10 protein-coding genes are annotated in these 12,678 nt (G+C 60.6%); 6 read left to right on the forward strand and 4 right to left on the reverse strand.

What is annotated here, in order from left to right; genetic code table 11:
• Nucleotides 1-71 precede the first annotated feature (71 nt).
• Complete coding sequence (locus ADN01_RS14205; RefSeq protein ID WP_062417808.1) at nucleotides 72-1,181, reverse strand: alanine racemase; 1,110 nt, start codon at nucleotides 1,179-1,181, stop codon at nucleotides 72-74.
• Nucleotides 1,182-1,309: 128 nt separating this feature from the next.
• On the opposite strand from ADN01_RS14205, the gene ADN01_RS14210 reads away from it, so the two are divergent.
• From ADN01_RS14210 to ADN01_RS14235, 6 genes are all read left to right on the forward strand, one after another.
• Nucleotides 1,310-5,917 carry a GAF domain-containing protein gene (locus ADN01_RS14210; RefSeq protein WP_062417807.1) on the forward strand — a complete coding sequence of 1,536 codons (4,608 nt, stop codon included), beginning with the start codon at nucleotides 1,310-1,312 and terminating at the stop codon, nucleotides 5,915-5,917.
• A 75-nt stretch (nucleotides 5,918-5,992) separates the two neighbouring features.
• Nucleotides 5,993-7,138 (forward strand): radical SAM protein, encoded by a 1,146-nt coding sequence (locus tag ADN01_RS14215; RefSeq protein WP_062417806.1) that lies wholly within the window; start codon nucleotides 5,993-5,995, stop codon nucleotides 7,136-7,138.
• A gap of 20 nt (nucleotides 7,139-7,158) precedes the next feature.
• Nucleotides 7,159-7,524: a DUF6504 family protein gene (locus ADN01_RS14220; protein WP_062417805.1), complete on the forward strand. Its 366-nt coding sequence runs from the start codon at nucleotides 7,159-7,161 to the stop codon at nucleotides 7,522-7,524.
• Between the two features lie 184 nt (nucleotides 7,525-7,708).
• Nucleotides 7,709-8,104, forward strand: a complete 396-nt coding sequence (locus ADN01_RS14225) for a DUF2089 domain-containing protein (protein ID WP_062417804.1) — start codon at nucleotides 7,709-7,711, stop codon at nucleotides 8,102-8,104.
• 18 nt (nucleotides 8,105-8,122) lie between these two features.
• Nucleotides 8,123-8,521, forward strand: a complete 399-nt coding sequence (locus tag ADN01_RS14230) for an SHOCT-like domain-containing protein (RefSeq protein WP_062417803.1) — start codon at nucleotides 8,123-8,125, stop codon at nucleotides 8,519-8,521.
• 88 nt (nucleotides 8,522-8,609) lie between these two features.
• A complete protein-coding gene (locus tag ADN01_RS14235) occupies nucleotides 8,610-9,887 on the forward strand; it encodes an MFS transporter (protein ID WP_062417802.1) in 1,278 nt (425 codons plus the stop codon).
• A 98-nt stretch (nucleotides 9,888-9,985) separates the two neighbouring features.
• Here the strand turns inward: ADN01_RS14235 and ADN01_RS14240 are convergent, their stop codons facing one another.
• The 3 genes from ADN01_RS14240 to gmk form a co-directional block, all read right to left on the reverse strand.
• Complete coding sequence (locus tag ADN01_RS14240) at nucleotides 9,986-11,026, reverse strand: fatty acid desaturase (protein ID WP_201778688.1); 1,041 nt, start codon at nucleotides 11,024-11,026, stop codon at nucleotides 9,986-9,988.
• A gap of 174 nt (nucleotides 11,027-11,200) precedes the next feature.
• A complete protein-coding gene (locus tag ADN01_RS14245; RefSeq protein ID WP_062417801.1) occupies nucleotides 11,201-11,962 on the reverse strand; it encodes a rhomboid family intramembrane serine protease in 762 nt (253 codons plus the stop codon).
• On the reverse strand, nucleotides 11,959-12,606 hold the full coding sequence (gene gmk / locus ADN01_RS14250; RefSeq protein WP_082142713.1) for a guanylate kinase: 648 nt from the start codon (nucleotides 12,604-12,606) through the stop codon (nucleotides 11,959-11,961). The genes ADN01_RS14245 and gmk overlap by 4 nt, the downstream gene beginning before the upstream one ends.
• Nucleotides 12,607-12,678 lie beyond the last annotated feature (72 nt).

Below are 12,678 nucleotides of genomic sequence, written 5' to 3' on the forward strand. Positions count from 1 at the left end.
GCAAAGCGGCGCGCCGGAGTGTTCCGGCGCGCCGCTTTTTTTGATTCACCCATCCTCAGCCGGAAATCCGGCTAATGATTCAGCGTATCCACCCAGCGCCCGTCCAATGTGCGGTAACGCCGCATCACCTGCACCGTCAGGCAGGAATGGGCCGGAAGGATGCACACCACATCCCCCACCCGCAGCCGGGACAGGTCTTCCGCGTCCATGCGCAGGATGCCGTGCTCCTGCGAAAGCCCGCGCACATACGCCCCCGCCAGCGGCGCCCCCCAGCGCTCGCCCTCCGGCAGGCACACCAGGCCAAAAGCGCGCGCCTCACCGTATTGGAAGGTATCCTTTGACAGGTGAATGGCCCCGCCGTAGATCACCGCTTCGCTGCGCTGCGGGTGCAGCGCCACCACCGGGCAGGCCAGCGCCGCCGCCACATCTTCTGCGCGGCAGGCTTCGATCTGCGCCAACTGCATGGCGTCATACAGTACAAAGTTCCCGGGGCGAATCTCATTCACCGGCCCCAAATCTTCCACCAAACTGACCGAAGGGGTGTCCCCCACCGAAATTTCCAAATCGCCCAGGCCCAGCCCCGCCAGCGCCTGGCGCACGCTGAGGATGCGCGCCACGCTTTCGTCATACACCTGCCGCACGGCCGCCCCACCCCGTTCGGCGTAGGTGTGCCCGGCATGAGTCAGCAGGCCCCGCAGGCGCAAATGGCGCCCAGCCCGCGCCGCGCGCGCCACAGCCGCGGCCTGTTCCACCTGGGTCCAATCCACACCCGTGCGGTGCCCGCCCACATCCACCTTGATCCACAGGTCTGCGCCGTGCTGCAAGCCCTTTTCCAAAGCCTCAACCGTCTCCACCGATTCCGCCAGCAGCCCCAAACTCACCCGTTCCGCCAGGGCGTCCATCTGCGGAATCTGGCGCACATTGGCCGGAAAGGCGATGGTGATATCCTTCCAACCCGCCGCGGCAAAGTACTCCGCCATCTCCAGCGAAGAAGCGGTGATGGCCTTCACCCCTTCGGGCCGGAACCATTCGCCCATCTCAGCCGATTGGTGGGTCTTAAAATGCGGCCGAAAGCGCAGGCCCAACCGTTTGGCTTTGCCCGCCGCCCGCGCAATATTGGCCCGCGCCGCGGCTTCATCCAATAGCAGGGTAGGCTGCACAATTTCATCAAAAAGACTCATGGGGTTGCTCCTGTGTGGGTTTTCAATTGCTTTGCAGATTTGGGAAGGTTGGATCTTTGTCTTGCTTATATCTTCAACCTATACTATCATAATCTCATGGAGGGAACCATTCAATCACGGCGAAAACCATGCAGATGAACCCTCTCAGTCTCCTTCTGCTCCCCTCGGTAGGGCTCCTCATCGGTCTGGTGGTGTACACCTGGCGGAAACGGAGTCTCATACCGGCCCGGCTGCTCCTGGCGCTATCGGCGAGCATGCTGGGGTATACCCTCGCCTATGTTCTGGAACTGAACAGCGCGAATCCGGCCCTTATCCAATTCTGGCTGCGTGTGCAAACCCTGGCGGTCATCCTGGCGCTCATCGCCTGGGGCAGCCTGGTGGTCTTTGTGACCGACAGCCAGCATTTGCTCCACCGCACCCACCGGCGGCTGGCTGCCGTTGCCTTGACTCTGGCCTACGCAGCCCTGCTCACTAACCCCCTGCACCGCGCCTACTTCAGCTCAGAAGCCGTGCAGACCTACCAGGGCTTTGTGTACCGCGCCCTGCAGCCCGCTGTGGGCTACTATCTCTTCACGGCTGTTGAAGCCCTGACGCTCATCGGCGGCCTGGCGCTGATCTCCTTCCGCCTGCGCCTGCTGCCGCTCAAATCCCGCCCCATCAATATTGCCATCGTCCTCGGCGCGCTGCCCCCCATCCTGGCGATTGGCTTGAACCTCCTGGGCGTCTTCCCCGGCCCGCAGATGGACTGGACCCCCTTTAGCTTCTTCTTTACCGCCCTGGTCATTGCCTGGGCTTTCAGCCGCATGAACATCCTCGGCTTTCTGCCTTCCGCCCGAGACACCCTGCTGGAACACTTGCGCGACGGTATCCTGCTGCTGAATGGGCAGGATGAAATTTTGGATATCAACCGCAGCGCCGCCGAACTCCTTCAACTGGATCAGCAGGCTGCCCTGGGCATGCCTCTCGCGCAGGCCCTGGCGCAGCAGCCCGCGCTGCTGACCTTCTGCCAAACGGCCCGCACAGCTCAGGATGAAGCGCAAACCCAGTTGGCGGTGAACCAGCGCTTTTTGGAGGTCTCCCTGCGCCGCGTCGCCGAGGGCCAGCAGACTGCCGACAATTTCCTGCTGCTCCTGCACGACATCACCGAACGCTACTCTCGCGAAGAGGAATTGAGCGCGCTCTTCGCCGCCATGACCGATGTGGTTTTGGTGCTGGACCGCGAAGGCCGCTACGTTAAAATCGCCCCCACCCAACCCTCCCTGCTGGTCCGCCCCCCCGATGACCTGCTGGGCAAGACCATTCATGAAGTCCTGCCCCCCGATCTGGCCCTGGAAATGAACAATTACATCCATCGGGCCCTGGACACCGGCGAGACGGTCAACACAGAATACTTCCTGGAAGTCAACGCCGGCCCCTGCTGGTTTTCCGCCACCATTTCCCCCTTTGGCAAAGAGCAAGTTTTCTGGGTGGCGCGCGACATCACCGAAAGCCGCAAGACCCTGGAAGAGCTGCAAAAAGCCAAAGAACGCCTGGAAAAAACCAACCGCAAGCTGCAAACCAGCCTTTCGACCGGCAAAAAGATCAACGAAGCCTGGACCCTGCTCAATTCCATCGTCTCCCACATCGGCCATTCCCTGGCTTCGTTGGGAGGGCTTCCGGAGCTGTTGGAAAGCTTCTACGCCCAGGTGGGCCGTCTGGTGGACGCGGAAAACTTCTTCGTAGCCCTCTACGACCCCGAACAAGAAGAATGGGAATATATTTTGGATATCCGCGAAGGCCAGCGCATCCCCTCACAGCGCTACAAACTGCGCACGGGCCTGGTCGGCTACATCCTGCGCACCCGTACCCCCCTGGTGTTTCACACCCATGAAGATTTTCAAGCCTTCTTCAAGGCCAACGAAATCCTGAGCACTGGCCAATCCTCCAGTTCCTGGCTGGGTGTGCCCCTCATCAGCGCCAATCAGGTCATCGGCGTCCTCGGTGTGCACAGTTACACCCGCCCTCACCTCTATGATGATAACGACCTGACCCTGCTCACCGCCATCGGCAGCCAGTTGGCTGTGGCGGTGGAAAACGTCCGTCTGCTGGAAGACAGCCAACGGCGCGTGATTGAGGCCGAAACCCTGCGCCACGCTGTGGCAGGCTTGGTCTCGTCCGTTGAACAGGGGCAGTCCATTCACATCATTCTCGAAGAGCTGCAGCGCCTCATCCCCTTTGATTCCGCCTCCATCCAGCTCCTTAAAGACGGCCATTTGGAAATTGTGGATACACGCGGTTTTGCCCGGCCTGAAGAAATCATCGGCCTGCGCTTTCTCGCCGATGACAACAACCCTGGGGCGGTGGTGCTTTCACAGCTGCGCCCCATCATCCTCTCGGATATTTCCGGTACCTATCCCAGTTTCGTCCAGTTCGAAAATTCGCGCATCCGCTCCTGGCTGGGCGTGCCCCTCATGCTGCAAGACCAGCCTATCGGCATCATGGCCCTGGATTCGAGCGCCCTGGATTTCTTCACGCCCGAACACGCCCACCTCGCCCGCATTTTTGCTGATTACCTCTCTGTGGCGCTGGAGCGCGCCCGCCTCTTCCGCGAGATGAGGGAAGCCCGCCTGCAGGCGGAAAAAGCCGCCCAGGCCAAATCGGAATTCCTGGCCAGCATGAGCCACGAGATCCGCACGCCCATGAACGGCGTATTGGGCATGGCTAATCTGCTGCTGGATACACCGCTCAGTTCCGAACAGCGCGCCTACCTTGACATCATCAACACCTCCGGCGAGGCCCTGCTCAACATCATCAACGACATTCTCGACTTCTCCAAAATCGAAGCCGGCAAGCTGGAATTGGATCTGACCTCCTTCGACCTGACCCGCTGCGTGGAGGAAACCCTCGATATCGTCGCCCCCATGGCCGCCCAAAAGCACCTGGAGCTGACCTATTTCATCGAGACCGGCGTCCCCGATTACATCATCGCCGACAGCAACCGCCTGCGCCAGATCCTCATCAATTTGCTCAACAACGCCGTCAAATTCACCGAGGCCGGGCACGTGCTCGTCACCGTGCAGGCCCGCCGCATCGAATCCGCCACCGCCTTCCAGGGCGCTGAACTGACCTCCATCCCAGGGGCAGCCGTCGGCCCGGCGTTTGAGCTGCATTTCACCGTCAGCGACACCGGCATCGGCATCGCCCGCGAGAAAATTGACCGGCTCTTCCAGCCCTTTAACCAGTTGGAATCTTCCACCACCCGCCGCTACGGCGGCACCGGCCTGGGGCTGGTCATCAGTAAACAACTCTGTGAGCGTATGGGCGGCAGTTTGTGGGTGGAATCGGAGGGCATCTCCGGCAAAGGCTCCCACTTCCACGCCACCCTCCAGGCCACCGTGGCGCTGGGCACCCGCCCCCTCTCGCTGCGCAACGAGCTTTCCGAACTGCGCGGAAAACACGCCCTGCTGCTCTCTGCCAGCAGCATCAATGTGCAGATCCTGGAACGCTACAGCAGTCATTGGGGCCTGATCCTGACCACGGTGCCTTCCTGCGCCGAGGCGCTGGCCACCCTGCGCACTGCTGCCAAACCCAAACACAACCTGCCCTTTGATGTCTTCATCGTGGACCTCCCGCCGGAGGATCGCCCCCTGGAAGACTTCTGGCGCGACCTGCGCAAGATCCCCGCGGCGCGCGGCCTGCCGCAGATTTTGCTGCTCTTCATCACCCACCGCCCACCGCAAAACACCCAGAACCTCACGGTGCTGACCCTAAAAAAGCCGCTGAAACGCTCTCAGCTGTATGACGCGCTCTACCGTACCACCTGTGATTCTTCCTTCAAATCGCAGATGGATCAAAACGCTGAAACCGAAATTGACGTCTCCCTCAGCGACCGTTACCCCCTGCGCATCCTGGTAGCCGAGGACAACCCTGTCAACCAAAAGGTCACCGATCTTATCTTGAAAAAGCTCGGCTACAAAGCCGAATTTGCCAATAACGGCGAAGAAGCCTATCAGATGGTGCGCGACATCGGCTACGATGTGGTGCTCATGGACGACCAGATGCCCATCATGGACGGCGAAGAAACCGCCTGGCGCATCCGCAACGACATTGATTCCGACCGCCAGCCCTACATCATCGCCCTCACCGCCCACGCCCTTCCCGGCGACCGCGAACGCTACCTCCAGGCGGGTATGAACGACTACCTCAGCAAGCCGGTGCATGTGCAGGATCTGGTGAAAGCCCTGGTAGCCAGCCGCCCCAGCCGCGACAGCAGCGAATTGCCCGAGCTTCCGGCCGAAGAGCCCATCATCGCCCAGCCCTCCGGCCCTGCCTCGTCAGCCATTGATGATAAGACCGTCAACGAATGGATCTACGCCATCGGCGACCCCTCCGCCTTTGCCTCCGTCATTGACATCTTCCTCATCAACACGCCCCCCTCGCTGGATGATATGAACACAGCCCTCATCAGCCGCGACTGGAAACGCGTCAACGTGGTGGCCCACACCCTCAAATCCAGCAGCGGCAACATGGGCGCGCTGACCTTTTCTGATCTGCTGGCCCACATGGAGAATATGGCGATGGTGGCCATGCGCGAACCGCCCGAATCCGTCAACCTCATCCCCTTCCTGGCCCAAAACAGCGAGATCAACGCCGAGTTCCAGCGTGTACACCATGAGCTGACCGAACTGCGCGAAAAACTCGTCAAAAGCGCCTCGCCAGCCCAGCGCCAGGCTCCCACCACCGACCCCAGAGATTAATCCCCCACCCTCGCCAGCCCCAACTGGCCGGATGGCCTATTGACAAAAATAGAATGCTAGTTCTATAATCGAGGTATGGACGCCCTTCAGCAGCTCCAAGAACTCGATACTTACATGGCGGTGGAAGATGACGATTCCGCCGCGTTAGCCCCCGCGAATCGCGCCTGTCCGGTGGAACTGCCCGTGCATATGGCCGCCCTGCCGGGGGGAAAGCGCGTGCCCATCCTCAAAACCGTGCTGACCTCGGCCTGCGAGCGCAACTGTTACTACTGCGCTTTTCGCGCCGGGCGAGATTTCCGCCGCCACACCTTTAAACCCGAACAGATGGCCGAAGCCTTCCATACACTGTGGCAGGCGGGCGTGGTGGAAGGGTTGTTCCTCAGCTCGGGCGTGGCAGGCGGCGGGGTGCGCACCCAGGATCAGCTGCTCGACACAGCCGCCATCCTGCGCGAGAAATACGCCTTCCGCGGCTATCTGCACCTCAAGCTCATGCCCGGCGCCCAGGAAGCCCAGGTGGAGCGCGCTTTACAGTTGGCTGACCGCCTGTCGGTCAACCTGGAAGCCCCCACCAGCGCAGCCCTGGCCCGTCTGGCCCCTCAGAAAATCCTCATGGAAGAGCTGCTGGCCCCCTTGCAGCGCGTGGAGCAGCTGCGCGCATCCCTTTCACCCAGCTTCGGCTGGAACCAGCACATGCCGTCTTCCACCACGCAATTTGTGGTCACGCCCGACGGCGCATCCGACAGCGACCTGCTGCGCGCCTCAGAACACCTCATCCGCCGCCTGCGGCTGACTCGGGTGTACTACGCGGGCTTCTCGCCGATTCGCGGAACCCCCCTGGAAAATAACCCCCCAGAAAACCCCTGGCGCGTGCACCGTCTCTACCAGGCCTCCTTCCTGCTGCGCGATTACGGCTTCCAGGCCGAGGATTTTCCCCTCACCCCCAGCGGCGCCCTGCCCCTCAACACCGATCCCAAACAGGCCTGGGCGCTGCGCCATCTGGCCGAATCCCCCCTGGAACTGAACCGCGCCGATTATCATCAGCTGCTGCGCGTGCCGGGCATCGGCCCGCAGCGCGCCCGCGCCCTCATCGCCGCCCGCCGCCGCCACCGCCTGGTGCAGCCTGAAGACCTGCGCGCCCTGGGCATCCCCATCGAACGCGCCGCCCCATTCATCCTCCTGGCTGGCCGCCGCCCCACCCACCAACCGCGCCTCTTCTGGTAGAATTACGCCAGAAGGCGCCTATGGATCTGATCCCTATTTCTTTTATCGATGAACCCATCCAGGCGGGTTTTGATTCCCCACCCCTGCTGGAAAAAAAGCCCACCTGCCCCCAGCACTTCATCTGGCGCGGCCAAACCTACACCGTGGCCGAATGTTTGGCCGAGTGGGTGGATAACCGCCGCCGCGGTCGCATGGCCCGCAACATGCGCCCCGAACATGCCGAGCGCGCTCAGCGAGTGGGGTCGTGGGGGGTAGGGCGTTACTTCTTCCGCGTGCGCAGCGCAGATCAGCGCGCTTTTGAGATCTACTACGACCGCGCCCCCCAGGACGCCGCGGACCGCAAAGGCAAATGGTTCCTGCGCGCAGAACTGCGCCTGCCCGCCTGAGTCCCATACAAATCCCCTTTTTTGATTTCCTAAAGAACACCTGAGAATATTCAAGTATTCTCAGGTGTTTTCTTTATAATTTCAAAAATAGATATTGACATTTTCAATAATTGCGCTATAATCTGTTTAAAGATCACAAACACACCTTTAGGATTCTGAAAATCCTGCTGTTTTGGGAGGGACGATGTACCAACAACCCGAAAAATGCCCTGTTTGCTCTGAGCCGATCACCGTGACCCGCCTGTACTGCCCGCATTGCGACACCACCATTGACGGTCATTTCAGCCCGGCGGTCAACCCCTTTGGCCGGCTCTCACCCGAACAGCTCCAATTCCTGGTCAGCTTCATCCGCTGCGAAGGCCGTTTCACCGCCCTGGAACGCGAGCTGAATTTATCTTACCCCACCCTGCGCAACCGCCTGAACGAAGTCCTCAAAACCCTGGGTTTTGAACCGGGCCGCGAAGATCCCCCGGCGCGCCTCACCGCCGAAGACCGCCGCCGCATTCTGGAAGACCTCGATCAAGGCGTCATTTCGCTGGCAGAAGCCCAGCGCATGCTGCGCGGCAAAAAAGAAGAATAACCCTCAAAGGAGGCTGCTGTGACCCTCGCAGAAGAACGATTAAAAGTGCTGCAAATGGTAAAAGATGGCAAAATCAGCGCGGAAGACGCCGCCGAACTGCTGGCTGCGCTGGATGTCGCCGCAGAGCGCAAGGCCAACCCCCCCGCTGCGCCCATCCCACCCTACGCCGGAGACCGCCGCAACCGCTGGCTGCGCGTGCGCGTCACCGACACCGACACCGGCAAGGTGCGCGTGAACGTGCGCCTGCCCACCAGCATGATCAAAGCCGGTATGAAAATGGGCATGCGCTTTGCTCCCGAAGTGGACGGCATGGATATGTCGCAGCTCACAGCCTACATCGAATCCGGCGAAGTCGGGCAAATCGTGGACGTGTATGACGAGCAAGACGGCGAGCATGTAGAAGTCTTCATCGAATAACCGTCCAAACCCACCCCCAGTCCTTCAATCCACCCCCTCTCACTCCCAGCGCCTGCGCTGCGGATCAGCTTTGTATTGGAGTAATCACATGGCTTCTTCAACCGCTCTTTCGAAAAACTGGCAGCGCCCCTATTTCACCATCTGGTTCGGGCAGCTGTTCTCGATCCTGGGCTCCATCCTGGTGCAGTTTGCCCTCATCTGGTATCTCACCGAAAAAACTGGCTCCGCCACCATCCTGGCCATGGCCACCCTGGTGGGTTTTGTTCCCGAAATCGTGCTCGGCCCCTTTGTCGGCGCGCTGGTAGACCGCTGGAACCGCCGTAAGGTGCTGATGATCTCCGACGGCAGCGTGGCCCTGGTCACATTGGGACTGGTGGTGCTCTTTTGGCTGGGAATCATTCAAACCTGGCACATTCTGATCGCTCTCTTCCTGCGCTCGCTGGCCGGCACCTTCCACTTCCCCACCTTCCAGGCCTCCACCGCCCTGATGGTCCCCGATGAACACCTGTCGCGCATCAGCGGCATCAACCAGGCCGCCCGCGGCGCGCTGAATATCGTTGGGCCGCCCCTGGGGGCCCTCATGTTAGCCTGGCTGCCCATGCACTTCGTCTTGATGGTAGATATCGTCACCGCCGCCCTGGCCGTGTTCACGGTCTCCCTGGTGGCCATCCCCCAACCCGCCCAGAGTGACACTTCGCCGGTCACCCCGCGCAGTGTGCTTGCGGATGTATCCGTGGGGATCCGCTACGTGCGCGCCTGGCCCGGACTCATGGCGGTCATCCTCATGGCCACCTTTCTCAACTTCATGCTCACCCCCACCGGCGCCCTCACCCCCCTGCTGATCACCAAGCACTTCAACGGCGGCGCGGTGGAACTGGGCTGGATCGAATCCGCCAGCGGCCTGGGCGTGGTGGTGGGCGGCTTGCTGCTGGGGGTATGGGGCGGCTTCCGTAAGAAGGTGGTCACCTCTCTGCTGGGCATTGTCGGCCTGGGTGCTGGTATTTTGATTGTTGGCCTGGCCCCCTCCGCCCTTTTCCCCCTGGCGTTGTTCGGCATGGCCCTCACCGGCTTCATGAACCCCATCACCAACGGCCCGCTCATGGCCCTCATGCAGGCGCGGGTGGCCCCCGAAATGCAGGGGCGCGTTTTCACCCTCATGGGCGCGGGCTGCTCCGCCATGGTTCCTCTCTCCATGCTGCTGGCCGGGCCGCTTTCGGATCTGCTCGGCATCCGCACCTGGTTCTGGGTCAGCGGCGCGGCCTGCATGATCATGGGCCTGCTGGCCTTCACCATCCCCGCCATCATGACGATGGAAGAGCAAAACACCGCCCCTCTGGTCCCCGTCAGCGCAGCTGCCTCCGACTAGCCTTCGTCTTTTTTCCCAAAAGCTATTCCTTCTCCCCTAAAACAGCCGCCCTCCATTGTTCGGGGGGCGGCTGCGGGATTCTTAATCCAAACGCACGCCTAAGATTTTGCCGCCTCTGAAAAGCCCACCATCCTGCCGCGCGCCTCATCCCACAAGGCCAGTTTCACCGTCCGCAGGCTGGCGCGGATGTCCAGGCGTTTAGCAAATTTTTGCATCAGTGCCACATTCTCATAGCACGCCGCCAACTGGTACTCCGGGATGCGCGGGCTGAGGTGGTGAATGTGATGGTAGCCGATATTGCCGGTAAACCAGCGCAGCACTTTGGGCAGATCGTAAAAAGAAGCCCCCGCCAATGCCGACGCCACATAGTCCCAGCGTCCGCTGCGCGCCCAATACATGTCCTCGTATTGGTGCTGCACGTAAAACATCCAGATACCGACCATACCCCCCAGCCACAGCACCGGCAGTTGAATCATCACAAAGGCTTTCCAACCGATCCACCAGCTCATCCCGGCGATCAGCGCCGCCAACACCAGATTGGCCAGAATCACATTGTTGCGTTCCTTGCTGCCGCTGCCCGGCCGCCAAAAGCGGTGGCTGATCACGAACATGTAAATCGGCCCCAGGCCAAACATGACCAGCGGGTTGCGGAACAGGCGGTAGCCCAGCCGCCCCATGCGCCCCATCTTCTGATACTCCTCCACCGTCAGCGTGGTCACATCCCCCCGCCCGCGCTTATCCAAATTGCTGCTGGTGGCGTGGTGCACAGCGTGTTCGTGCCACCAGTGTTCGCTGGGGGTAAACACCAGCAGCCCCAGCCAAAAACCCACGCGCTTGTTCCAGGTGGTGGAGCTGAAAAACGAATTGTGCCCGCAGTCGTGGAAGAAGATGAAAATGCGCACCAAAAAGCCCGCCGCCAGAACGGCCAGCAGCAGGGTCAGCGCATAGGAAACTTTCAGGCTCCACACCATCACCGCCCACAGAGCAGCATACGGGATCAGCGTATTCGCCAATTCCCACAGCGCCCGGCGGTCATTGGCTTTTTGGTAGGGCGCGATCAGGGGGTTAATTTCCCCCATGCGCGGCAGGCGCGCGCCTTGTTCCACCTGGTTTGGTTTTGTTTCAACCGGTATGCTCATCTTGGTCCGTGCCTCCACAGAGAATAGAGTGATCCATTATCTCTCATCATGTCTTTTTTCCGCTGCGTGCGCAAGGGAAGCAAGGCACGTTGCGAGTCATGCCTGGGCTGTGACCCCCGCTGGAATCAAAACCGCGCTGGGGCTGCCAGCGCGGCTGTGTGTATTCTGTTTCGATCAGGCCCAAAGCAGCTGCAAAAACACCAGCCCCCCCAGCACCGCCGCCATGAGGGCACCGGTGGCAAAGGCGCGCCCCGTGTTCGTGTCGCGCAGGCGCAGCTGGTCTCCCCAACCTTCCACCTGGAGCACCGGCCCGGCGAACCACGCGAAAGCCAGCCCGCCCAGCAGCCCGCCCAAATGTCCCCAGTTATCAATGCGCGAGGACAACCCCAACACCAGGTTCAGGCCCAAAATCACCAGCAGGTTGGTCAGCATCGGTTTCATGCGCTCTCCAAAGAGCTGCCGGTTGCGGTAAATGAACACCGCCTGCGCCGTGATCAGCCCAAACACCGCCGTCGAAGCCCCCACCGAAATGCTGGGCGAGACCACAAAAGAAAGCGTGTTGCCCGCCGCTGCCGCCAGGAAATACAGCGCCAGAAAGCGCCAGTGGCCGTAAAAACTTTCCAGCCCCGGCCCCACGGCGTACAGCGCATACATATTAAACGCGATATGCATAAACGAAGCGTGCAGGAAAACCGGCGTCAGCAGCCGCCAAAACTGACCCGCCAGGATCGCCGAGCGAATCTTGGCCCCAAACACCAGCAGCAAATCCGTCCCCAGAGCCGATTCCAACCCCAGCTGGCCCAAAAAGACCAGAATGGTGACGCCCATCAGCACATAAGTCACCACCGGCCGGGAGGGTTCCACGGCCACGCTCACCATCCGCGGGCGCTCGGGGGGTGGGTAGGATGAGGAAGGGGAATTCGGTTCGTAGCTCATAGTTGAATCCGCCGCGGCGTTGTGCGGTGATGCTCGGCTTCGATGATGGACAGGATGGTTTGGGCGGCGTCATCCAACTGGTTGTGCGCGTTGATCACCACGTAATCAAATTTCTTAGCGTCTTCCAGTTCCTTTTTGGCCGTCTCAAAACGAACCTGAAAGGCTTCATCCGTTTCTGTGTTGCGGGTGTGCAGCCGCAGCAGCCAGGCTTCTTCGCTTTCCGGCGCCAAAAAAATCAGCACCGCGTCCGGGCACATCTTGCGCACCTTTTCAGCCCCCTGCACATCCAGGCGCATGATCACATCTTTGCCGCTGGCCAGCGCATCGCGTACCTGAGATTTATGAATCCCTTTAAATTGATTGTACACGGTCGAATATTCCAGCAGCTCATCCGCAGCGATCATGCGCTCGAATTCCTGGGTGCTCACGAAGTAGTAATCCACCCCGTGCACCTCTCCGGGGCGAGGCTCGCGGTCGGTGGTTGTCACCACAAAATGAAACGAATAGTTGGTCTGCTTTAAGGCTTTCACCACCGCGTCTTTGCCCGCGCCGGAAGGCCCCGAAATGACCACCAGCAAAGGCTGCGGCTGGTGCAGGTTTCGTAAGTGTACGGTCTCTTCCATCATCATAAAGTGCGCATCCATATTGCTGCGAGATTCTTACGTTTTTTTGATACCACCCTGATTATAATGGATAAATGATCTTCTATCGCCGGA

Source organism: Levilinea saccharolytica, from assembly GCF_001306035.1.
GTDB classification, from domain to species: Bacteria; Chloroflexota; Anaerolineae; order Anaerolineales; family Anaerolineaceae; genus Levilinea; species Levilinea saccharolytica.

Bases quoted from the DNA above. Each gene is read 5' to 3' on its own strand.
- ADN01_RS14205 (WP_062417808.1), bottom strand. From the start codon at position 1,181: ATGAGTCTTTTTGATGAAATTGTGCAGCCTACCCTGCTATTGGATGAA.
- ADN01_RS14210 (WP_062417807.1), top strand. From the start codon at position 1,310: ATGCAGATGAACCCTCTCAGTCTCCTTCTGCTCCCCTCGGTAGGGCTC.
- ADN01_RS14215 (WP_062417806.1), top strand. From the start codon at position 5,993: ATGGACGCCCTTCAGCAGCTCCAAGAACTCGATACTTACATGGCGGTG.
- ADN01_RS14220 (WP_062417805.1), top strand. From the start codon at position 7,159: ATGGATCTGATCCCTATTTCTTTTATCGATGAACCCATCCAGGCGGGT.
- ADN01_RS14225 (WP_062417804.1), top strand. From the start codon at position 7,709: ATGTACCAACAACCCGAAAAATGCCCTGTTTGCTCTGAGCCGATCACC.
- ADN01_RS14235 (WP_062417802.1), top strand. From the start codon at position 8,610: ATGGCTTCTTCAACCGCTCTTTCGAAAAACTGGCAGCGCCCCTATTTC.
- ADN01_RS14240 (WP_201778688.1), bottom strand. From the start codon at position 11,026: ATGAGCATACCGGTTGAAACAAAACCAAACCAGGTGGAACAAGGCGCG.
- ADN01_RS14245 (WP_062417801.1), bottom strand. From the start codon at position 11,962: ATGAGCTACGAACCGAATTCCCCTTCCTCATCCTACCCACCCCCCGAG.
- gmk (WP_082142713.1), bottom strand. From the start codon at position 12,606: ATGGATGCGCACTTTATGATGATGGAAGAGACCGTACACTTACGAAAC.